This window comes from Pseudomonas sp. S1_E05, assembly GCF_056337105.1.
Genome location: NZ_JBFRHM010000001.1, coordinates 1932703 through 1955030 on the forward strand (window position 1 = coordinate 1932703; position 22328 = coordinate 1955030).

General features: G+C 59.9%; 15 protein-coding genes and 3 pseudogenes. 9 read left to right on the forward strand and 9 right to left on the reverse strand.

All coding sequences use genetic code 11. The features are described from left to right. The first annotated feature begins 5 nt into the window (after positions 1-5). From AB4N33_RS08790 to AB4N33_RS08800, 3 genes are read left to right on the forward strand one after another with little or no spacing between them, the layout of a single operon-like run. The gene (locus AB4N33_RS08790; protein ID WP_460125720.1) at positions 6-209 is read left to right on the forward strand and encodes an HvfA family oxazolone/thioamide-modified RiPP metallophore; all 204 of its coding nucleotides are present in this window, start codon (positions 6-8) and stop codon (positions 207-209) included. A gap of 54 nt (positions 210-263) precedes the next feature. After that, positions 264-779, forward strand: coding sequence for an HvfX family Cu-binding RiPP maturation protein (locus AB4N33_RS08795; RefSeq protein WP_476457020.1), 516 nt, complete (start codon positions 264-266; stop codon positions 777-779). A gap of 55 nt (positions 780-834) precedes the next feature. Then, positions 835-1545: a dienelactone hydrolase family protein gene (locus tag AB4N33_RS08800; RefSeq protein WP_476457021.1), complete on the forward strand. Its 711-nt coding sequence runs from the start codon at positions 835-837 to the stop codon at positions 1543-1545. A 60-nt stretch (positions 1546-1605) separates the two neighbouring features. Here AB4N33_RS08800 and AB4N33_RS08805 read toward each other — a convergent pair whose 3' ends face one another. Then, positions 1606-2220 carry a cell wall hydrolase gene (locus AB4N33_RS08805; protein ID WP_476457022.1) on the reverse strand — a complete coding sequence of 205 codons (615 nt, stop codon included), beginning with the start codon at positions 2218-2220 and terminating at the stop codon, positions 1606-1608. Positions 2221-2416: 196 nt separating this feature from the next. Here AB4N33_RS08805 and AB4N33_RS08810 point away from each other — a divergent pair, with 196 nt between their 5' ends. Together AB4N33_RS08810 and AB4N33_RS08815 are read left to right on the forward strand one after the other, a co-directional pair. Then, complete coding sequence (locus AB4N33_RS08810) at positions 2417-3271, forward strand: CAP domain-containing protein (RefSeq protein WP_460141935.1); 855 nt, start codon at positions 2417-2419, stop codon at positions 3269-3271. Continuing rightward, positions 3268-4167 carry a bestrophin family protein gene (locus tag AB4N33_RS08815; RefSeq protein ID WP_476457023.1) on the forward strand — a complete coding sequence of 300 codons (900 nt, stop codon included), beginning with the start codon at positions 3268-3270 and terminating at the stop codon, positions 4165-4167. The genes AB4N33_RS08810 and AB4N33_RS08815 overlap by 4 nt, the downstream gene beginning before the upstream one ends. Here the strand turns inward: AB4N33_RS08815 and AB4N33_RS08820 are convergent. Beyond that, entirely contained in the window at positions 4152-4940 is a 789-nt protein-coding gene (locus AB4N33_RS08820; protein ID WP_460125730.1) for a DeoR/GlpR family DNA-binding transcription regulator, read from the reverse strand. The two genes, AB4N33_RS08815 and AB4N33_RS08820, sit on opposite strands and share 16 nt — an antisense overlap. Before the next feature lie 72 nt (positions 4941-5012). After that, positions 5013-5675 (reverse strand): ATPase, encoded by a 663-nt coding sequence (locus tag AB4N33_RS08825; protein ID WP_476457024.1) that lies wholly within the window; start codon positions 5673-5675, stop codon positions 5013-5015. 204 nt (positions 5676-5879) lie between these two features. Between AB4N33_RS08825 and AB4N33_RS08830 the strand changes: the two are divergent. Both AB4N33_RS08830 and AB4N33_RS08835 read left to right on the forward strand, forming a co-directional pair. Beyond that, positions 5880-6179, forward strand: a pseudogene (locus tag AB4N33_RS08830) (PAS domain-containing protein); the annotation flags it as partial. Positions 6180-6386: 207 nt separating this feature from the next. Continuing rightward, a complete protein-coding gene (locus AB4N33_RS08835; RefSeq protein ID WP_460155229.1) occupies positions 6387-7478 on the forward strand; it encodes a methyl-accepting chemotaxis protein in 1092 nt (363 codons plus the stop codon). 130 nt (positions 7479-7608) lie between these two features. Here AB4N33_RS08835 and AB4N33_RS08840 read toward each other — a convergent pair. Next, positions 7609-10397 (reverse strand): annotated as a pseudogene (locus AB4N33_RS08840) (amino acid adenylation domain-containing protein). Positions 10398-10510: 113 nt separating this feature from the next. Next, on the reverse strand, positions 10511-11443 hold the full coding sequence (locus tag AB4N33_RS08845; RefSeq protein WP_476457025.1) for a LysR family transcriptional regulator: 933 nt from the start codon (positions 11441-11443) through the stop codon (positions 10511-10513). A gap of 142 nt (positions 11444-11585) precedes the next feature. Here AB4N33_RS08845 and AB4N33_RS08850 point away from each other — a divergent pair, with 142 nt between their 5' ends. Together AB4N33_RS08850 and AB4N33_RS08855 are read left to right on the forward strand one after the other, a co-directional pair. Then, complete coding sequence (locus AB4N33_RS08850; protein WP_460125737.1) at positions 11586-11993, forward strand: RidA family protein; 408 nt, start codon at positions 11586-11588, stop codon at positions 11991-11993. Positions 11994-12080: 87 nt separating this feature from the next. Then, positions 12081-12575: a PaaI family thioesterase gene (locus AB4N33_RS08855; RefSeq protein ID WP_476457026.1), complete on the forward strand. Its 495-nt coding sequence runs from the start codon at positions 12081-12083 to the stop codon at positions 12573-12575. Positions 12576-12723: 148 nt separating this feature from the next. Here the strand turns inward: AB4N33_RS08855 and AB4N33_RS08860 are convergent, their stop codons facing one another. From AB4N33_RS08860 to AB4N33_RS08875, 4 genes and pseudogenes are all read right to left on the reverse strand, one after another. Further along, complete coding sequence (locus tag AB4N33_RS08860) at positions 12724-14121, reverse strand: MFS transporter (RefSeq protein ID WP_476457027.1); 1398 nt, start codon at positions 14119-14121, stop codon at positions 12724-12726. Between the two features lie 483 nt (positions 14122-14604). Continuing rightward, complete coding sequence (locus AB4N33_RS08865) at positions 14605-15618, reverse strand: GlxA family transcriptional regulator (RefSeq protein WP_476457028.1); 1014 nt, start codon at positions 15616-15618, stop codon at positions 14605-14607. 169 nt (positions 15619-15787) lie between these two features. Further along, the gene (locus tag AB4N33_RS08870) at positions 15788-16435 is read right to left on the reverse strand and encodes a response regulator transcription factor (protein WP_460125744.1); all 648 of its coding nucleotides are present in this window, start codon (positions 16433-16435) and stop codon (positions 15788-15790) included. Between the two features lie 237 nt (positions 16436-16672). After that, positions 16673-22155: pseudogene (locus AB4N33_RS08875) on the reverse strand (trifunctional serine/threonine-protein kinase/ATP-binding protein/sensor histidine kinase). Between the last annotated feature and the right edge of the window lie 173 nt (positions 22156-22328).

Here is a 22328-nt window from a genome sequence, read left to right on the forward strand (position 1 = left end):
TCACCATGTTCAAGCTCTCGACCTCTTCCCTGACCCTCGGCCTGATCGTCGCTGGCGGCCTGGCCCTGGCCAACGTGGCATCGGCTTCCGAATCCGAGGCGTTCAGCATGAAACAGCTGGCCCACGGCTACAGCCAGGTTCAGGCCGACGGCACCGAAAAACCCGCTGAAGGTAAATGCGGCGAAGGCAAGTGCGGCGCCGGCGAATGAACCCTGCGCGGGGCCGTCGAGCCCCGCATCACTGACTGAATGGAGATCCAGTCCATGAACACCGCAATCTCATCAGCCGTCAAAGGCCTGCACCTCAATCTTGACCGTGCCGGCGTGTGGCTCGCTCCCCTCGCCTTGAGGCTGTTTATCGCCTGGGAGTTCTTCGAGTCCGGCCTGGAAAAATGGAATGGCGAAAACTGGTTCGCCGACATTCAGGAGCGCTTTCCGTTTCCGTTCGACCAACTGCCCGCCACGCTGAACTGGGAACTGTCAATGTGGGCCGAACTGATCTGCGCCCTCGCCATCCTGGTTGGTTTGGGGACACGCATCTCGGCGATCGTCCTGATCGTGGTCACGGTGGTGGCAACCGCAGCAGTCCACTGGCCGTCCGATTGGTCGACACTGAGTGAACTTGCCCAGGGTTACGCCATCACTAACAAGGGTCACGGCAATTTCAAACTGCCGCTGATCTACCTCGCCGCCATGCTCCCGCTTTTGCTGTCCGGTCCCGGAAAACTCAGCCTGGACGCCTTGCTCGCCCGATATTTCTGGCGCCGCAACCAGCAGTGAAATGTTAATGTGGCAGCCTGTACGTTCCACCTCACTTGCGTAGACAGGAGCCACCATGAGCGTGACCACCCAATGGATCGAGATCGACAGCGCCGAAGGTAAATTCGGCGCCTACCTGGCGATCCCGCATACCCTGAAAGGCCCGGGGATCGTGCTGATCCAGGAAATTTTCGGTGTCAACGAACACATTCGCTCTGTCGCCGAGCAATACGCCGCCGACGGCTACGTGGTGCTCGCACCGGACCTGTTCTGGCGCGAAGGCAAGCGTATCGAGCTGAGCTACGACCAGGCCGGCTGGACTCGCGCCGTCGAATTGATGAACGCCACCGACATCGTCAAGGCGCAAAAGGACATCGAGCTGACCATCGATGCCCTCAAGGCCCTGCCGAACCATGACGGCGGCGTCGCTTCCATCGGTTACTGCTTCGGCGGACTGCTGTCGTATCTCACCGCCGCCAACGGCCTGGTGGACGTGGCCATCGCCTACTACGGCGGCGGGATCCAGAATCAACTGGATCGCGCCGATGACATCCAGGTGCCGTTGCTGCTGCAATTCGGCGAGAAGGACAGCCACATTTCCCTGGACGATGTGGAACTGATCGCCCAGCGTCTGGACGACAACGACAACGTGGAAATCATCGTGTATCCGGACGCGGAACACGGTTTCAACTGCTCGCATCGCGACAGCTACAACCAGCGTGCAGCGGCGGAAGCCCATGGCAATACGTTGATTTTCCTGGGTATGGAAATGCCAAACGGCGATTGAACCCTGAACCCCTGTGGGCGCGAGCAAGCTCGCTCCTACAGGGGCCAGGTGTCCGCCGGGTTATCGTGCATCCCCACCTTTGGGCTTGTAGAAGAGAAACATCTTTGTCTCTGCGGTCCTGATGTATTTCCTTGCCCAGTCAGGCTTCACGTTGCGATCGTGAAAATACATCGCGCCATGGGTGCGGTCGTTGAGTTGCTTGTTCAGCGCCTTGCGCGCGATTTCCTTGGCGATGGCGTACTGCGTGGCTTCCTGGACCGTGTCGGGACGCCCGTCACACCACCATGAAAACTGGCAGTTCTTGCTTTCCGAGCCTTGTTTGACCACCGCGCACACCGTGTCCGGAAATCCTTCGTGCCCCAGGCGATTCATCACCACGCTGGCGACCGCTTCCATGTCGGCTGTGGATTTGCCCTTGGCCTCCCAATAAATGGAACGAGCCAGGCAAGTGATAGCGTCATCCAGTGGTGCCACGCCCGCCGGATCGACCGCCTGCACCTCGGAAGTGGTAATGGCTTCGGCCTTGGGCACCGGCAGATCACCCTCCTTCTGCGCCGCTTTCTCTTCGAGTACTTCTGCCTTGTTTTCTGCAGCTTTCTGTTCCTGTTCAGTGGCCGATACCTGGCCGCTGAGTAGTGTGAGTGCGATGCAAGCTGCCATCGAGAAAAATCGCATGATCAACCCTTTCAAATGAGGCGGATTCAATCAACACAATGTCGGCACACAGCGTCGTTCGGGCGACATGGCCTCAGTGTAGTTGCCAATTGCCATTTAGCATGGCGCCCTCTGCAGTGCATTTCGCGTAAAAGGCATTGCGCAAACCGGGGTGTCATCGCGCATCATGTGCGAAGTCCGATCAAGGGAGGTTTCCATGGGTGTCCTGCCATCCGCTTTGCGTCTTGCCACGTTGTCATTGAGCCTGCTGTTCGCCGCCCAGGCGCTGGCGGCCGATGAGAAACAACTGATCGATTCGATCAACGACTACCGCAGCCAGATACAGCGTTGTGCCGGCCAGGTGTCGTCTGAGTTGCCGCCGCTGGCGGGCGACCCACGACTGGCGCTGTCCGCCACCAGCATCGGCAATTTGCAACAGGCCATGGTGAGCGCGGGGTACCCGATGAAGAATGTGCAGGCCATCACGCTGGCCGGGCCACGGGATGCGGCGTCAGCGTTCAAGGCGATCCAGGAAAGCTTTTGCCAGATCGTGCTCGACCCGCAATTTGTCGACATCGGCGTGAGCCGCGATGACCGCAACTGGCGCATCGTGGTCGCCCGTCCGCTGCTGAGCGCACGCCTGGGCACCTCGCAGGCCGAAGGCCAGAAGCTGCTCACCGAACTCAACGCCGCCCGCAGTCAGCCACGCCAATGTGGCACTCAATCCTTTGGCGCTGCACCACCGCTGACCTGGAACCCTGTGCTGGCGTCGGCTGCCGAAGAACACTCGCGCTCGATGGCCAACAACAATTACTTCGATCACAAGGACCGCGACGGTCGTACACCGGGTGACCGCGCAGAACTGGCCGGCTACAGCGGCCAATGGGTGGGCGAAAACATCGCCGCTGGTCAGGACAGCGTGGCGCGCGTAGTCGCAGGCTGGGTCGCCAGCCCCGGTCACTGCGCCAACCTGATGAACCCGCAGTATCAGGAACTGGGCGCAGCGTACGCGGCGGACCCGAAAAGTGACTCGGGGATTTACTGGACAACGATGTTCGGTGCGGCGCAATGATCGTCCGCCCAAAACCCAACCTGATCAACATTCTCACATCGCTCAAGGGTTCGATTTTCAAGAAGATTGTCCTGCGTTGCTTGATGGTGACGCTGCTGGCATCGGCCATCGTGCTGGTGGAAACGCTGCAACCGAACTACTTCGCCAAGGTCAACGCGACGCCTTTCACGCTACTGGGTCTATCGCTGTCGATCTTCATGAGCTTTCGCAACAACGCCTGTTACGACCGCTGGTATGAAGCACGCAAGGCCTGGGGCGATATGACGGTGGCGATCCGTTCGATGATCCGCGAAAGCCAGGTCATCAAGGACCCGGCCCAACGCCAGGCCATTCTGCGCAACCTCTGCGGGTTCACCTATGCGTTGAATGCCAGGCTGCACGCTCGCAACGAACTGGAGGCCGCCAACGGCTGGCTTGAGCCGCAGCCGGACGGCAACGCACCGGACATCAGTGGCCGCATTCTGGATAACGTCGGCCAACAATGTTCGACGCTGGTCGAATCCGGGGCGATCAGTGAGTGGCGCTATACGATCATGGCCAATCACCTGACCAGCCTGACCCATGCCCAAGCCGTGTGTGAGCGGATCAAGCACACGCCTTTGCCGTTCGCCTACACCCTGTTGCTCCACCGCACCACCTACCTGTTCTGCATCCTCCTGCCCTTTGCGATGGCGGAATCGCTGGGCTGGTTGACCCCGCTGTTCACCGCCATCGTCAGCTACACCTTCTTTGGCCTGGACGCGATTGGCGATGAACTGGAAGATCCATTCGGGCGCGACGAAAACGACCTGCCGACGCAGGCCATCGTGCGCAACATCGAGCGCGACGTGTTGGCGGCCCTGGGCGACACGGCCCTGCCGCCCGTGCTCGTCCCGGTTGACTATGTGCTGAGCTGAATCACCTCGATGCCCAGCTTGCGATAGTCGTCGATATCACCCGATGCCACATGGTGCTCGGTGATCAAGGTGTGGATGCGATCGCACGGGGCGACTACAAAGGGCTCTACCGCCCCCAACTTGTCCGCCGTGGTGACGGCGACCACCTGTGAAGCGCTGTCGATCAACGCCTGCTTCACTGGCGTTTCGTCAAAATGCAGCGAGCTGATGCCCACCTCCGGATGGATCGCGCAGACTCCGGTGAACAGCAGGTCGGCCTTGATCCCCTGCAACAGGCGCACGGTTTCGTGACCGCTGACCGACAGGGTGGCCAGGTTCAATTGACCACCGGCCAGGATCACTTTGATGCCCGGGTATTCGGCCAGGGTGATCGCGGTCATTGGCGATGGGGTGACGGCGGTGATGGTGATGTCGTGGCGCAACGAACGAGCGATCTGCAAGGTGGTGCTGCCGGAGTCGAACATGACGATCTGACCATCTTCAACCCGGCCCGCAGCCAGTTGCGCCAACCGGGTCTTGGTCTCATCGGTTTCACTGACCCGGGTAAAGTAGTCCTTCCCCGTGTCTTTCGGCCTGGGCAGCGCCCCGCCATGGACGCGCTGGACCAGGCCTGCCGTGGCCAGTTCGGACAAGTCGCGGCGAATGGTGTCTTCGGAGACGGCGAAATGCTGGCTCAACTCGCCAGACATGACTTTGCCGTCACGCTCGAGAATCAACAGGATTTTCTGCCGGCGAAGATGCGGCAGATCAGTGACGGAATGCGACTCGTGCATGGTAATGCCTGAACGTGCGGGTTTGTGCGAGATTAGCCAAACCCTTTCACAATGGCAAACGCTGCAACGTGATCAATTGCTCGCAACCTGGGCGACATTCCCGGCGGTCACCAATGCCTTGAGCGAAGCATCAAATTGCTGAAGTGCGTTCACTTGCAATGCCGTTTGCTGGTCTATCTGCGCGGCGATCTCCGGCGCTGCCTTGCCCTGCACCCAGACAGATGGCATTTGCTGCGCCCGTGAACCTTCAGCCTTGCCGATATATTGCAGGTTCGAATCGTAGAACTTGGCCAGGAAGCGCGCTTCTACCTGGTTGTTACCCTTGGACACCAACCGACTGTAAGTGTCGAGCATCACCACCACGTCAGGGTGGGCGTCCACCAGTGCATCGAGGTTGTCGTAGACCGTTACCGACGCAAACTCCTTGTGCAGCGAGCCGAGTAACCAGTCGATGGCCCGTTTCGGGTCGGAACTGCTGACAAAAGCCGAGCTGATGCGCGAGTCCAGTGCCGGATTGCTCGCGCCCTTGAGCGCTACCGTATGGTATTGCTCAAGGTAGGCCAATGTGTCGAGGGTATTCTCGCTGTAGAGCACACCCACCGACTGCCCGGACTGCAACGTGGCACTGCTGTCGGTAACCGGCAGGAAATGGCAGGAAGGTTCAGCGGCCTGGGCCGTGGCGGTTAAGCCGCCAGTCAGTACAGCAAGAAGGACCAGCCATTTAGGCATTTTCATCGCGCGGGTTCCTTACAAAGGCGAATTCGGTATGTGCCCATCCTCCTCCCTTGGCGCAAAAACAGAACTTGCGTTTGTTGATGGTGGTCATCGATTAAACGAATGATTGCATCTAGATGATCGCAAAACGACATCACTGACGTTTTTCCGACGTACAGCAGGTGTTTTTCTTTCTCCTTGCTAACCTTTCACTTCGGACAGCCGATGGATCTGCATCAGCAAAAGGAGCAACACAGATTGAGAAACAACCAACCAGTCACGCAGCATGAAGTTGCCCTGGGACCTCAGCAGAAACTCATCTCGACAACCGACGCCCATGGCAACATCACTTATTGCAACGACGCCTTCGTCGAGATCAGCGGTTTCAACCGCTCGGATCTGATCGGTGCCCCCCAGAATATCGTTCGCCACCCCGATGTGCCCCCCGCTGTCTTTGCCCATATGTGGAGCGCGCTCAAGCAAGGCAAGCCCTGGATGGGCATCGTCAAGAATCGCTCGTGCAACGGCGACCATTATTGGGTCAATGCGTATGTCACGCCGGTGTTCGACGGCAGCAAAATCGTCGGTTACGAATCGGTACGGGTGAAACCTGACGCCGATCAGATACGCCGTGCGCAAGTGCTCTACAAACGCATCAGTGAAGGCAAGGCGGCGCTGCCGGGCAGCGATAAATGGCTACCGGCCCTCCTCGACTGGCTGCCGCTGCTGGCGATGGGCGCGACAGGTACCCTTGGCGGCGCCCTGCTCGGCCCTGTACCGGCCGCCATCCTGGCGGTCGCGGTGTCGGCACCCCTCGCCGTGCTGGTATCGCGTCGACGCAATCAAGGCGCGCTGCACGTGTTGCAAATGTCCGAAGCCACCACGTCTGACGGGTTGATCGCAAAAATGTACAGCGACGCTCGTGGTCCCCAGGCACGCCTCGAAACCGCCTTCGTCAGCCAGGCTTCGCGCCTGAAGACCTGCCTGACCCGTTTGCAGGACACGGCCGAACAACTCACCGGCCTGGCCGGCAGGTCCGACGGCCTGGCGACCGACAGCTCCCGAGGCCTGGAACGCCAGCGGGTCGAGACCGAGCAGGTGTCGACGGCGGTCAACCAGATGGCCGCGACCACCCAGGAAGTCGCCAGCCATGTCCAACGCACGGCGGATGCCACCCAGCAAGCCAATGTGTTGACCGGGCGTGGACGCGAGGTGGCCCGCGATACCCGCGAAGCCATCCAGCGCCTCTCGACTGTTGTGGGCGAGACCGGGGAAACTGTCGCGCAACTGGCCAGGGACAGCAACGAAATCGGCATGGTGGTGGACGTCATCAAAGGCATCGCCGACCAGACCAACCTGTTGGCCCTGAACGCCGCCATCGAGGCTGCGCGCGCCGGCGAGATGGGGCGTGGTTTCGCCGTGGTCGCCGATGAAGTGCGGCAACTGGCACAGCGCACCACCGAGTCAACCGCGCAGATCCACAACCTGATTTCCAGGTTGCAGGTCTCGTCCAGCAACGCGGTGAAAATCATGGAAAGCGGTCATCGCCAGGCCGAAGAAGGTGTGAATTGGGTGCTTGAAGCGGACAAGGCCCTGGTGGGTATCAGTGACGCGGTGGCCAACATCACTGAGATGACCACCCAGATTGCTGCCGCAACCGAGGAGCAGACCGCCGTCGCCGAGGAAATCAGCCGCAACATCACCACCATCGCCACCCTGGCTGACCAGACGTCCGAGCAGGCCCGGCATTCGGCGGACTTGAGCAAGGAGCTGACCCAGACGGCGGTGACGCAATACTCGTTGGTGGAGCGGTTCAACCGCTGATCCATCCAACACCAACCCCTGTAGGAGCGAGCACGCTCGCGATGGTCGTCAACGATGACGCTGGCTGGCTGACAGCCAGCGGTGTTATGGAGTCCATCGCGAGCATGCTCGCTCCTACAGGGTTGGTGTTTCAGGCGACTCGCTCGATTGAATCCGGGCGGCCCTTTTTCCCTCGATTCCAGAGCAACACCAATATCCGCACACCCTTGTTCCAGGCATATGCCACGCAGACGCCTCCGACGACCGCCAACACCACGCCCAGCATCGGTTGCTCGGCAATGCGCTTGGCCACGGACCAGAACTGAAAGTGCGTCAGGTAGATGAACAGCGTTGACGAAGCGATCAACGCCAGCCCTCGCGAGAGCAACCCCGGCACGGCAATCGACTTGATCCAGATCAGCGCGAGCACCGCCGGCACGGCGATGTCGATGTATTCCCTCACCAGCGTTCCGTGCCTGTACAGGTACAGCAGCTCCTCCCCCTCCCATGATGATCAACGCCACTGCGCTGACCACCCACTTGCGGGTGCTGGAATCGGCGTAATGAATGGCCATGCCCAACACCACGACCGCCAGCAGATGCTGCGGCACCCGGTTGTAGAGGGCAGAGGCATCAAACAGGAACGCACTGATCACCATATCTGCCACCGCCAGGCCACAGGCGGCAACGACCAGATTCTGGAACGGATTGGCCATGATCCACTGCCTGACTCGCTCGAACGACAAGGCCAAGCCAATCAGTACGATCATCTGCACCAGCACTTCAATGTACCAATAGGTGAACACCCCGATCTCACGCTCTGGGAACCAGTTGGAAATCAGCAGCACAGATTGCCAGTGGACCCTGTCGAACATCACCTGCACCAGCATGGTGTACAGAATCGTCGGTGCGGCAATGGCCGCTATGGATTTGCCCAACGAACGCACACTGCCGCGCTCAAGGATGGCTTGCAGTTGAAAACGTGCCAGTGCCACCCCCGAGACGACAAACAACAATTTGGTCTCGCCCACGATCGGCCAGGCAGCGAACACATGCAAATGGCCGATCACAATGAACAGGATCGAAATCACCCGCAGCAGCACCGGCAACTCCATGGCCCGCAGGGAAAACCATGAAGATCGGGTTTGCGGTTTCAGCGCACCCAGTTCCCGCACCGGCATCATTTCCCAACGGTCCGGCAGATGGCCGATCAACTTTTCAAGCACCATCGACGCCTGGACAAACGACAGTGAATCCCCGCCAAGCTCGACGAACGACAGGTTGGCGTCAAGCTGCGCGACCTCGAGTATTTCCGACCAGGCGCGCGACAGTTCCAGCGTCAGCGGTGACAACTCCTGGGTGGTGGCGGGCGATGTCACCTGAGTTTGCGCCATCGCTGGCAAAGCACGCTTGTCGATCTTGCCGTTGGGCGTCAGCGGGATGCTGTCAATGAACACGAACTGCGCCGGCACCATGTAGTCCGGCACCTCCCCGGCCAGGTGCTCGCGCAACTCCAGCGGGGTTACGCCTGCCGTGGCCACGCAATAGGCCACCAGCCGCGGGGTCGATTGCTCGGCGTGGGCCAGCACCACCGATTGCTTGATACGCGGATGGCGCGCCAGCACCCCTTCGATCTCGTTCAATTCGATGCGATGGCCGCGAATCTTCACCTGACTGTCACCCCGGCCCAGGAACGTGACACTGCCATCGACCTGATAGCTGCCGAGGTCGCCGGTTTTGTAACAGATGTCCTGGGTATTGCCGGTAAACGGGTTAACTACGAATTTTTCGCGGGTCAGCACCGGATCATTCCAGTAACCCAGTGACAGATATGGGCTGCGGATCAGGATTTCCCCGACCTCGCCTTCTGCGGCCAGTTGGTTGGATGGGTTGACCAACAGCAACTGCGCGCCGTCGATGCCCCGCCCCAAGGGGATTTTGTCGTGGTTGGCCGTTGGTTCGATGCAATGAAAGGCCATGGCCTGCGGGGTTTCCGTGGTGCCATAAAAATTAACGCTGACAGCACCGGGCGCAATCAGGCGGACTTGCTGGTAGAGCGCTTTGCTCAGGGCATCACCGCCCCAGAAAAAATAGCGCAGGGCGTCGAACGTCAACCCGGCCAGTTTCGCGCCGGTTTCAATCAGCTTGCCCAGCGGCGGCGTGAGGTGAATGACGCTGATCCGGTTGGCCTGTATCCAGGTGGCCAGCGCCAACGGATCGATCACCGTCGACTGGGCCGGGCAAACCACCTTCGCGCCTATGGACAACGGCGTGAATACGTCTCGGTACACGGGGTCATGGCCCAGCCCTGACAGCAGCGAAAAACAGTCGTCCTGGGTAAAGCCGTGCAGCCGGGCGTGCCATTGGATGAAATGCACCAGCGGTGCATGGTGGGTCACGACCCCTTTGGGTTCGCCGGTACTGCCTGACGTGAAGGTGATATAGGCGGGTCGATCGGGATCGACCTCCGGCAAGTCTGGCCGATCGCTCACGAAAGCCTGCAACGCATCGTCGGGGTGTTCCGGGATGCGAATGACCGTGGCTTCATGCGTGAGATCAATCGAGGCGTCGCCGCAAAGCAGCACGAAAGCAGGATCGAGGGTGCGGATGATCTGACCCACTCGCGCGGCGGGATAGGCCGCGTCGGCCACCGTGAAGGCCAAGCCGCCGCGTAATGCGCCAAGCATGGCGTAGACCAGCCCCGCACAACGGCTGGAGACGATCACCACCCGGTCGGATTCCGAGGCGCCTTTTTCAGCCAGCGCCCCCGCCAGATGGCGGCTGATGGACTCCAGCTGGCGATAGCTGCATCGTGCGCCAGGGGGAATCCACCGCCGTGGCATCCGGGGTCAATTGCGCCTGTTTGAGAAAGTCCGCGAATATCGGACGTTCAGCGCAGTATTCCAGGCTGAGCTGCGGATTGGGGCGAAGATCGTGCATTTTCTATTATTGCTCCGCGTGTTCCCTACGAGGTCGATGTCTCGCCCCAGAACCTGGGTGTATTGGGCGCAGTGTAGCCCAAGCCGAGCAGGCGCAAACAGCTCGGTTGCGGCTCAATCGAAGGTGCCCAGCCCGCCGGTCAGCGGAGCATGCCGTGCCATCAATTCAACGACCCAGTCTATGAATAGGCGCAACTTGAGGCTGATATGCCGGTTCGCGGGATACGCGATGTACAGCGGCATGGTGTCCAGGCTCCAATCCTCGAAAAGCGGCACCAGTTCACCGCTGGCTTCGAACCTGGCGGACATATACCTGGGCAACCAGAGAATGCCCAGACCCGCCAACCCTGCCGCGACAAACGCATTGCCATCGTCCACCGCCAAGGCGTAGCGACCTTTGACCTGCACCCGCTCGCCCTGTTTATGCAGGGCGTACGGCACCGGTTTGCCAGTGCGCGCCCACAGGAAACCAACGACGCGATGCTCGGAGTCTTCCATGTCCAGGGGATGCGCAGGTGTGCCGACCCGCGCCAGGTAGCTCGGCGCGGCAAATATGCCCAGCGGCAGATCCGCAATTTTGCGGGCCATCAGCGACAGATCCTTCAGTTCACCCCCGCGCACCACGCAATCGACGTTTTCATCGATCATGTCGACGACGCGATCGCTCACGCCCAGGTCGATCTGGATGTCCGGGTAGCGCGCATAAAATTCAGGCAATGCCGGCACCAGAATCGTACTGGCCAACGGGCTCGGCACATCAACCCGCAACCGCCCGCGCGGCAAGGCCGAGGCTGCCGACAGGCTGGTCTCGGCATCGTCCATGTCAGCCAGCAACTTGGTCGCCCGCTCGTAAAACACCGCGCCGTCGGCGGTGACGTTGACCTTGCGCGTGGTGCGATTGAGCAGTTTGACCCGCAGGCGCGCCTCAAGCTGCTGGATCAGTTGGGTCACCGTGGTTTTGCTCATGTGCAGGGTGTCGGCCGCCTTGGTAAAGCTCCCCGCCTCCACCACTCGCACGAAAGCCTGCATCGCATCAAAACGGTCCATGTGGGCCTCTTTCATCGATTCAATTGTTTGGATTTTCCAAACAGTGATCGCCAAGGTTGCTCGTTTATTGCCTCGGCGCAAGCCCCTAGAGTTCTCCCAAGGTTGATTCGAGTCGACCCCCGACCCTTTGATGGAGGCAGTAATGACACAACGCAATGTAGTTTTTCCGGCGGGCCGCCAGGCACTTTATGAGCGCTATCGCTATTCGCCGGCCGTCCAATCCAATGGTTTCCTGTTCGTCTCCGGCCAGGTGGGCAGCACCGAAGACGGTTCTCCTCTGGAAGACCTGGATGACCAGGTTCGTCTGGCGTTCACCAACCTGAACGCGATCCTGGCGGCTGCCGGTGCCTCGTTCGATGACGTGGTCGACGTGACCGTGTTCATCGTTGACCCGGAGTCGACCTTCGAAAAAATCTGGGAAAACGTCGTGCCGCCGTTCTGGGGCAGTGCACCGTTCCCGACGGTGACCTGCATCGGTGTCACCTGGCTCGCGGGTTTTCGCTTTGAGATCAAGGTGATCGCCAAACTACCGGAAGCCAACGACAAGTGATCCGGCGAAGTCGGATTTTGCGCTGCTCACGGTGATCCGTTCAGCGTTAGAATCCGCCAGGTTCGGTTCACTTCAAGGATTTCCGGTATGTCCAGCGTCGACACCTCCCTGCAAGACAGCGCAGCGCCAGATGGCGTTTGTTATGGCTGCGGTGGCAGCAACCCGCACGGTTTGCACATCAAGAGTCGCTGGCATGACGACGGCGTGCATGTCATCGCCGAGCACTTGCCCGAGGCGAAATACTGCGGCTGGCCGGATCTGGTCTACGGCGGTCTGATCGCGATGCTGGTGGACTGTCATTCCAACTGGACGGCGATGGCTTATCACTATCGCCAGGAGAACCGCCAAGTCGCCAGCCTGCCGCGCATCAACTGCGTGACCGGCAACCTGGGCATCAAGTTCATCAAGCCAACGCCCATGGGCGTACCGTTGGTTCTCAAGGCGAAAGTCGAGGGCGAAGTCGGCCGCAAGACCCGGGTTATCTGCGAGGTGTATGCGGGGGATGTGCTGACGGCGGTGGGCGATTCGACATTCGTGCGCGTGGACGCCGAGCAGTTGGCGGCGCAGGCGCACGGTCGGTAAACACCAGCAATCCCACAGGGATCAAACCGTCCCTGTAGGAGCAAGCTTGTCGAGGCGTCGAACCGTCGCGATGGTCTCAGGGCCACCGCGGGGCCTTAGATCTCCCGCGTCATCCATCGCGAATGAGTTCGCTCCTACAGTTGACGCATTAGAGATCCGTGATTTCCTTGTGGCGCGGAACCAGCAGTTTCATTCCGCTCCACGCGACCAGGTAGGCCAGCGCACAGATGGCGAACATGATCATGTAGCCGGTGTGAATGTCGTTGATCGACTTGTAATAATCGAACACCCAACCACCGATCTTGGTCATTACCACACCGCCCAAACCACCGGCCAGACCACCGATACCAACGACCGAAGCGATAGTCTTCTGCGGGAACATGTCGGAAACGGTAGTAAAGATGTTGCACGACCACGCCTGGTGCGCCGAGGCCCCCACACCGATCAGCAACACCGGCACCCAGAAGCTGATGTAGCCAAAGGGCTGCGCCAGCAGAACCAGAAGTGGGAAGAACGCAATCACCAGCATCGCTTTCATGCGACCGTCATACGGCGCATCGCCACGGGCCATGAAGTAGCTCGGGAACCAGCCACCGCCGATACTGCCAACCATGGTCATGCTGTAGAGCACCGCCAGCGGCCAGACGATGGCAGCGCCCTTCATGCCGTATTGTGCCGACAGGTAAGTGGGCAGCCAGAACAGGAAGAACCACCATACGCCATCGGTCATGAACTTGCCGAAGGCAAAGGCCCAGGTCTGGCGGTAGGTCAGCAGCTTGAACCACGACACCTTCTTCTTCGCCGCGCCCGGCTCCGTGGCGGTGATAGGCTGTGCATCACTGCGGATGTAGGCCAGTTCCTCAGCGGACAGGCGCGTCTGGTTCTCCGGTTTTTCGTACAAGGCAATCCACAGTGTCACCCAGACGAACCCAAGCATGCCGATCACAATGAATGCTGCTTCCCAGCCCCACAGACTGGCAATCAGCGGCACGCAGATCGGCGCCAGCACAGCGCCGACGTTGGCGCCCGAGTTGAAAATGCCCGTGGCGAACGAACGTTCCTTTTTCGGGAAGTATTCGGCCGTGGCCTTGATTGCGATGGGAAAGTTACCCGCTTCGCCAATGGCCAGCACCGCACGTGACAGCATGAAGCCGGCGATGGACACCGGAATGACAGCCAGGCCGAAGGCACCGCACACCGCCGCAATCCCCTCGCCCATCGGCACGGAGAAGGCGTGCATCATCGCGCCGGTCGACCAGATGCTGATCGCCAGGACGTAGGCCTTTTTGGTGCCGATTTTGTCGACGAAACGGCCAGCGAACAGCATGGAAATCGCGTAGACAAACTGGAACACCGAGGCGATGTTGGCGTAGTCGGTGTTGCTCCAGCCAAATTGCGAGGACAAGTCCGGCGCCAGCAGGCTGAGCACCTGGCGGTCCAGGTAGTTGACGGTGGTGGCGAAAAACAACAGCGCACAGATGGTCCAGCGGTATTTACCGACCGCCTGGCCGACACGTTGCGCATTGATAGGCTCGTTCAGATTCATGGCATCACTTTTATTTTTGGAGTTGGGTGATGATCTCTCGGGGTCAATCGAGATCAGTGCTTACGCGCAGCACGCCTCCAGGCGCGTCGCGTCAGGCTAGAACAGGGGCACTCAGGAGATCGGCGCAGGGGCCGGGTGCAGCGCAGAGGGCGGTGGCACGGGTGGAGCAGTCAGGACCGGACCACAGGGAGCAAAAGCTGGGGAAATGCAGAAGCGGATTGAGTTCATGATGAGGCCCGGATTTTTTGTTATTGGGTTTGTAACATCATATGTCGTCGTACAACTGCGCCTTTTATAGCGATTCCCCCACCCGGCGTCAATCAGGAAAATAACCGTTCGTCATGCCTGCAAGCTTTAATTGATCGTGATCAAGCGGGCCTGTGGCGGGTTCGCCATGGCCATCAGAAACCCGGGATATTGTCGTACGACAACGCACATCGCGTAAAAATGTGAGTCAGCTGTGAGAGCCGACTCGGAAGGACTTCATTTGACCATACGTTTTTCCTTGGACGGCCGGTAACCAAAGTACGAGCTGTAGCACTTGCTGAAATGGCTCGGCGATACAAAACCGCACGCCACCAGCACATCCACCTGGGACAGTTCCGTGTGCTGCAGCAATCGCCGCGCTTCGGTGATCCGCAGTTCCATGTAATAACGCTGCGGTGTGGTGCCCAACTGTTCCTTGAACAATCGCTCCAGTTGACGCCGGGAGCGTCCGGCATAGACCGCCAGTTGCTCCAGTTCCAGCGGTTCCTCGAGGTTGGCGTCCATCAACTTCACCACTTCGCGCAGTGGCGCGCTGACGCAGATGTTCTCAGACGGTTTGATACGCCGGTAGCGGGACTCTTCGAACGCCAGAATATCTTCGATACCTTCGACCAATGCTTTGTCGTACAAGCCTTTGATCCAGTCCAGCGCCATGTGGAAAGCACCCGACGGACTGGACGCCGTCAGCCGGTCGCGATCGATCACGTAGGGTTCGCTGGTCACGTGCGTGGCCTTGGCGATTTCCGCCAGGGCGGGCCGATGTTCCGGGTGGATCGCGCAACGATAACCGTCCAGCAAGCCCGCGACCCCCAGGAACCAGCCGCCATTCCACAGGCCGGCCAGGCTGATGCCTTGATCGGCGGCCTGGCGCAACAGGTTGATCAACTCCTCACTGGCCTTCAGTTCGGTACGGTAACCACCGCAGATGACCAGCAAATCAAGGTCGTGGATGGCTGCGGCGTCAATCCGCGCATCCGGGCGAATCACCAGCCCCAGGTCGCTGACCACCTCGCCATCACTCAAGCCGAAGGTGCGCGAGGAAAACAGCTTGGGCCGCAGCAGGTTGGCAGTGACGATAGTATCGAGCGCCTGTGTGAAGGCCGGCAGCGAAAAATGTTCAAGTAGCAAGAAGCCTGTCCGTGAAAGTTGCACAGGCTGGTCGGGGTTTTCGTTCAGGTAGCGAAGGTTCTTGCCCTTCATGCCTCCACTGAATTGGCGACGTTCGATCAAGGTTCAGAGCACTCGTTAACGTGGACGATCAAAGAATCAGGATATCGCAAACTGCGCACGTTCGTTGCCCCCTGTAGGAGCGAGCAGGCTCGCGATCAATCCGAGAGCGCAACGGGTGCCAGAGACCCAGCGTTATCGTTGACGTCCTTGAAAGATGCAGTTTGCGGGATCAATGCTGCAGCCGTTCACCCAGCGCCTCGGACATGCGTACCAGATCAGCAAACGACTTGGCGTTCATTTTTTTCATGGCATGCCCACGGTGGATCTTCACGGTGATTTCGCTGAGGTTCATCTGTCCGGCGATCTGCTTGTTCATCAGCCCTTTGGCGGCCAGGGCCATCACTTCCTTCTCGCGTACGGTCAGCGACTGATAGTGTTTGTGCAGTTCGGAAAACTGCTCTTGTGTCTCGCGGCGTTTGATATCCGCTTGCAGCGCCGCCGACACCGCATCCAGCAGATCCTGCTCACGGAACGGCTTGGCGAGGAAGTCCACCGCGCCGGCTTTCATGGCCTTGACCGACATTTCGATGTCGCCATGCCCGGTGATGAATACGATTGGAATATTGGAATGGCTGCTGGCCAACTGGCGTTGAAACTCCAGGCCACTGGCCCCTTGCAGGCGGACATCGAGAACCAGGCAACTGGCACTGTCGTCCTTGGGACGTTCCTGGAACTCCGCCGTGGAGGCAAAGGTTTCGACTTGAATGCCCGCAGAACGCAATAGGTTGCTCAGCGCATTGCGCATGGACGCATCATCATCCACCACAAACACCGTAGGGCTTTTACTGCCTTGATTGCTGGGTGGATTGGCGCTCATGCACAGCTCCCAACTGGAGAAAAAAGTTTAATACACCACTTTATCTCACATTGGCCAGCACACAAGTTTCGGAGAACCCGCTGCAAATACGCGGGTAGTCAGGCAATGAAGTGCTGCGACGAACAAATGAGTGAAAACGGGTAACGAGGGTCATGCAACAGCGCCCCGCCGGGGTTGCGGGGCTTCATTTGAACCTGCCGCTACTTCAAACGCCCCTTCATGTACCCCTGCTGAAACCTAAGTATTACCTGGGCCCTGTTCCACTGGCAGCGTGAATTGGACCGTAGCCCCATGGGGCGCGTTGGCGCTGGCCCACAACCGGCCGCCGTGGGCTTCGATGATAGAGCGGCAGATGGAAAGCCCCATGCCCATGCCGGTGGGTTTGGTGGTGTAGAACGAGTCAAAGATCTGCTCGGTATTTTCCGCGGAAAACCCCGGTCCCGAATCGCGGACACTGACTCGCACGCAACCGGCCTCGTCGAGCTGCGCACTGATGTGCAGTTGGCGCTCCCCTTCTGCCACGCCGTTCATGGCTTCAAGGGCGTTCATGATCAGGTTGAGCAGCACCTGTTGCAGCTCGACACGATCCCCCACGATCCGGGGCAGCTGCTCGTTGATCTCGGTCAGCAGCGACGCACCATTCTTGGTGACCTGGCTTCGGCTCAGTTCGATCATTTCACCGATCGCCGCGGTGATGTCCACTGGGCCCTTTTCGGGAGGTGTCTTACGAATATGCTGGCGAATTCGCCCCAGTACATCGGCAGCACGATTGGCATCGAGGATCAGGCTGCCCAGTACGTTGCGCACTTCATCGATTTGCGGCGGTTGCAGGCTCATCCAGCGCAAAGCCGCATCGGCATTGAGAATGGCGGCGGCAATGGGTTGGTTGACCTCGTGTGCAATCGAGGCCACCAGATGCCCCATGGTCGCCACGCGGTTGGCGTGGGCCAGTTCAGTTTGCACTTCGCGATAGCGCCGCTCGCTTTCACGAATCTTTTCTTCCGCCTGCTTGCGCTCGGTCAGATCCAGCACGAAGGCCACCCCTTCCTTGCTGTTGGCCTCGAACATCGCCAGGCCGACAATCACCGGCAGACGTCCGCCGTCCTTGGTGAAGTACTCTTTCTCATAAGGCTGTGCATAGCCGGTGCGCATCGCCTCGGCCAGGTGACGCTCGCTCATCTCGCGAAACGGCGGTGTCGTCAGGTCGCGCCAGCGCAGCAGCCCCGAAGTGAGATCTGCGCGTTCAAAGCGAACCATGCGCAGGAAGGCATCGTTGGCTTCGACGATGTCGCCGTTGGCGTTCCACACCAGGATGCCGATGATATTGGCATCCACCAGACGGCGGATCTTGCCTTCGCGCTCGGCCACCTCCCGGTACAGGCGTGCGTTTTCCAGGGAAATGGCGGCCTGGGAGGCCACCAGTTTCAGCACGGCAATCCGCGCCGGGCTGAACACCCGAGCGGCCAGGTTGTTTTCCAGGTAGAGCGCACCGGTCAGCTTCGCCTGGTTCATCAACGGCAAGCAAAGGATCGAGCGCGCATGACGCTGGCGAATGTAGGGGTCATCGGCGAACGACGGCTCGGTCATGGCATCGTCCATCGAAACGCTCTCGCCGGTGCGCAGGACATGGTAAAGCAACGATTCGGGCAACAGCTTCGGGGTCATCGGCTCGTCGCCCAACTGCATCGAATCCGCGCCAGTGATCACTTGCGCGGCAATGCGATGCTCGCCCGCGTCCGAAAGAACCAGCACACCACGCTCGGCGCCGGCCTGCTCGATGGCTGTGCGCATGATCACGTCGATGAGTTTTTCCAGAACGATTTCACTCGATACCGCCTGGGACACCTTGATCACCGTGGCCAGGTCAAGATGTTCGACGGGCGCCGCCATGGTCACGGTTGGCGCGAGGGCCTGGGTTTCGGTGCGTAACGAGGGGTATCGCGCCTCCAACTGGCGCACCTTGCCGTCAGCGCCCCAGCGCAGGTAGCCATAGCGGGCATCCTGCATGTAGACGTTGGCGACTTTGCCCAGCCCTCGGGCCGCATAGAAACGCGCCGCCAGCTCGTTGGCGAGCGCTTCGATGTGCACGAAGCCGCTTCTTTGTGCCGAGTGGATGGCCTGTTCGAACAGCAATTCGGCTTCCATCATGCGCCCTTCCACCCTCGCGATTTCGGCCTCGACCAACGCGGCGCGGCTGGCGAAGTTTTCCGGGCATTGCTGCGCCCAGGTCCGCAACTTCTGTAACGCGGTCGCCATGGCGTCGAGGTGCTGCGAACGCTCGCCGATCTGCAAGGCGTCGCACCAGCGAGCGCGGGTCAATGCGTCGAAGAAGTAAAACTCGGCCTCTTCGAAAAACAGGTACGAAGTCCACAGCAACGGCTTCGCCTTGACGGTGGCCTGCATGGCCATCGGCAAATCGTCGGCCATGTAGCGAGCCTGGAGTTTGCGTATCCAGTATTTGCTCTCCGCCAGGGCCAGGTCGGGGTGGCTGGCGAAGTGAGCCTCGATGCTCGCCTCGTCGAACTTGTTATTGTCGAGGGAGCCAAAAACAGGCGATGCCCCTTGCAGCATGCGAATCAGCGCCAGTTGCGTGCTCATGAAATTGATCACGAGCCCGAAGCGAACCTTACGCGCGAAACTCAGGCCACGTTTGGCTTCGACCCGGACTTCGGGTAAAGGATCGCCGGCAAACAGCGAGTCGGAAATGAGGCTATTGCCAGCGTAAGCGCCATACGGCAGGTCACCGATCCGGTTGGCCGCCACAAACGCACGCCGCACCAGGTCCCGGCATTCACTGACCGGTTTCATCCAGCGCACCGCGAAAATCGAGAAACAGAGATAGGTACTGGCCTCAAAACGCTTCAGGCCGCGTTGCTCGACCAGTGCGCAACCCAACTGACCGAAGCGGAACCCGGCCTTATGATCGCCAAAGCGCCGGCCGAAAACCCTGAACGCGTTGGCATAGTGCAGGCTCGCGGCGTCGCAGTTGCCGCCTTCCAGGCACAGGCTGATGGCTTTGCAAATAGACAGGCACGCCAGGTTCGCATTCGTCTGGAGCGCGGGCGGGAACAGCTTGCCCAATGCATTGACGGTCATCAGCGACGCCGCATCTTCCATCAGTGGCAGGTCGATCAGCGACTCGATCTCGCGCTCCCCAAGCAACGACCAGATGTGGTCGTACTCCTGACGGACTTCATCATCGCCGGGATGCGCCGACCATTCGATACCCACGTACCGCAGGTAGTCCAGACAGGCCGCAACTGCACCATCGCTGCGGTCCATGAGCAGGTAATCATCCATTTGCAGGCACACGACACTGGCGCGTTCAACCGTTGTGCTCGCCCGCGGTAAAAGCGCGTCCAGACGCTTTTGCGCAACCGTGAACTGCCCGGTCAGCACTTCGCATTCGGCACGGTTCAACTCCAGTGCAAAGCTCAAATCATGCAGACGACTCCAGCAGTCCTCCCCCAACAGTTGCGCGCCCATGGTCAAATAGTTGTGCGCCGAGGCGTAAGCCGTGGACGCCTTGGCACGCTGGCCCGCCATCAGGTTGAAAGCGGCCAGTTGCTCGCGCTCCGCTGGGTCGGTGAGTAAGGCAGCCCCTCTGTTGAGCTGGCCGGCGATCTCGAAGATCGCCTCCTCAAGTTCCTGGGGGGACGTTTGCGCCGCCAGCAGCCGACCGATGCGCAGATGCGCCTCGGCGCGCTCGTCTTTGGCGATCAACGAATAAGCCGCTTCGTGAATGCGGTCATGAGCAAAGCCATAGGCGCCTTCCAGGCGATGCACCAGTTCCTGGCGAATTGCGTCCCAGAACACCGCGCGAACCTGGGCCTTGCTCATGCCCAGCACGGTGGACAGCGCCGCCGTCCCGGCCACGTTGCCAAGGCACGCCAGTTGCTGCAGCGCGTGCTGGGTCTGCGCAGGCAGGCGTGTGAGCTTGCCGACCATCAGGTCGACGATGTTGTCGGTGTACCCCATGGCATGGATGCGGTCCGGGCTCCAGCACCACTGTTTTTGTTGATGGTCGAAGGTCAGTAGTTTTTCGTCGGCGAGCGCGTGCAAAAACTGGATGACGAAAAACGGGTTACCGGCGGTTTTTTCCAGCACCAGTTGTGCCAGGGGTTCGATATGCGCCGGTTCGTCGTGCAGCGCATCGGCAATCAATCGCTCAATGTGCTTTTTGGCCAGCGGTACCAGGGTGATTTCGTCGATGCGCCCGCCGCCATTGCGAATGGCGTGCAGCTTGCCCGTCAGGGGATGGCTGTCGTTGACCTCGTTGCTGCGGTAAGCGCCCACCAGCAACAGGTGCTGCACGTCGGAACTGGTCAACAAATCTTCCAGCAGATCAAGCGTTGCCGCATCGATCCACTGCAAATCATCCAGAAACAGCGCGAGCGGATGCTCAGCCCTGGCGAACACGCCGATGAATCGCCGGAACACCAGCAGGAAACGGCGTTGCGTCTGCTGTGGTTCCAGGGCCTGCACGGGCGGCGGGTCACCGATGATGAGCTTCAGTTCCGGGATCAGGTCAGTCATCAACCCTGCTTCGGCATCCAGCGCGCCCTGCAATGCATCGCGCCATTGCGCCAGCTCGGTGTCGTTCTTGCCCAGCAATGTGCGCACCAGGCTTTGGAATGCCTGAACCAGTGTCGCGTAAGGAACATCCCGGCGATATTGATCAAACTTGCCCGCCGCAAACAATCCGCGCGGAGGCACCAGCGCCTTGTGCAGCTCATTGACCACCGACGATTTGCCAATCCCGGAATAACCGGTAACCAGCATCAGCTCCGGGGAACCGCTGGCGATGGTCCGGTCAAACGCGGCGATCAGGGCGCTCACTTCCAGCTCGCGACCGTAGAGTTTCTCGGGAATCATCAACCGGTCGGACGAGCCCTGCTCACCCAATGCAAAGGCATCGATTCGGCCTTGGGATTGCCATTGCGCCAAACATTCCCGCAAGTCCTGCTCGATACTGGCGGCGGTCTGGTAGCGTTCCTCGGCAGTCTTGGCCAGGAGTTTCATGACGATCGCGGACAACACTTCGGGTATGGACCTGACCCGCTCGGCCGGTGACTGTGGTTTTTTTGCGATGTGGCAGTGCACCCACTCGATCGGATCCGAGGCCATGAATGGCAGCGCACCCGTGAGCATTTCATAGAGAGTGACACCAAAGGAATAAAGGTCGCTGCGCAGGTCGATCGAACGATTCATCCGCCCGGTCTGCTCAGGCGCCATGTAGGCCAATGTGCCTGCGATAGTCTCCACGGCATGGCGTTCACGGGGCAGCCACGAAGCCAGGCCAAAGCCCGTCAGCCGAGCGCGGCCATCGGCGCAGTTCACCAGGATATGCGAGGGTTTGATGTCTTTGTGCACCAGGCCGCGCTGGTGCAGCTTGCCCAGCGCCTGGGCGATGCTGATCGACAGGTGCAGAAAAGTCGCGGTGTCCATGGGCGCATTCAGCAATTGGAGCAACGGCGTGCCGCCCGGATCCTCCAGCAGCAGGTACACCTGCCCATTTTCCCGGACCATTTCCAGTGGACGCAGGGCCCAGGTGCTATCCAGCTCGTCCTTGAGGGCGAACTCGTGAGCGAAACGGCCAAGGCACGCCGGTGGCGGTTGCTCGGCAGTCGGTCGTGCAATCAGTAAAGGACGGCCGTTTTGCCCCCTGAGCCCGACGCTCGACCGAACGTACGCTCACCATCGTTCCAGAGTATCTGCATGTGGTCATCCATCGGGGCAGGAACAACAGAAACGTTATTGACTGGAGCACATCGTTTTTATGCTTTTGATTTTTTTGCCGCCTGCGTTTTAAATGCCGTCATTCAGAGTAGCTGTTGAATGGGCAAAACTCATCAACAAAAAACGAATGATTCCACAGTGCTTTCCAGCAGAA

Coding starts and splice junctions, on each gene's coding strand:
- AB4N33_RS08870 (WP_460125744.1), bottom strand. CDS start 16,435: ATGAGCGCCAATCCACCCAGCAATCAAGGCAGTAAAAGCCCTACGGTG.
- AB4N33_RS08860 (WP_476457027.1), bottom strand. CDS start 14,121: ATGAATCTGAACGAGCCTATCAATGCGCAACGTGTCGGCCAGGCGGTC.
- AB4N33_RS08850 (WP_460125737.1), top strand. CDS start 11,586: ATGACACAACGCAATGTAGTTTTTCCGGCGGGCCGCCAGGCACTTTAT.
- AB4N33_RS08805 (WP_476457022.1), bottom strand. CDS start 2,220: ATGCGATTTTTCTCGATGGCAGCTTGCATCGCACTCACACTACTCAGC.
- AB4N33_RS08810 (WP_460141935.1), top strand. CDS start 2,417: ATGGGTGTCCTGCCATCCGCTTTGCGTCTTGCCACGTTGTCATTGAGC.
- AB4N33_RS08800 (WP_476457021.1), top strand. CDS start 835: ATGAGCGTGACCACCCAATGGATCGAGATCGACAGCGCCGAAGGTAAA.
- AB4N33_RS08845 (WP_476457025.1), bottom strand. CDS start 11,443: ATGGACCGTTTTGATGCGATGCAGGCTTTCGTGCGAGTGGTGGAGGCG.
- AB4N33_RS08795 (WP_476457020.1), top strand. CDS start 264: ATGAACACCGCAATCTCATCAGCCGTCAAAGGCCTGCACCTCAATCTT.
- AB4N33_RS08820 (WP_460125730.1), bottom strand. CDS start 4,940: ATGCACGAGTCGCATTCCGTCACTGATCTGCCGCATCTTCGCCGGCAG.
- AB4N33_RS08825 (WP_476457024.1), bottom strand. CDS start 5,675: ATGAAAATGCCTAAATGGCTGGTCCTTCTTGCTGTACTGACTGGCGGC.
- AB4N33_RS08815 (WP_476457023.1), top strand. CDS start 3,268: ATGATCGTCCGCCCAAAACCCAACCTGATCAACATTCTCACATCGCTC.
- AB4N33_RS08835 (WP_460155229.1), top strand. CDS start 6,387: ATGGGCGCGACAGGTACCCTTGGCGGCGCCCTGCTCGGCCCTGTACCG.
- AB4N33_RS08790 (WP_460125720.1), top strand. CDS start 6: ATGTTCAAGCTCTCGACCTCTTCCCTGACCCTCGGCCTGATCGTCGCT.
- AB4N33_RS08855 (WP_476457026.1), top strand. CDS start 12,081: ATGTCCAGCGTCGACACCTCCCTGCAAGACAGCGCAGCGCCAGATGGC.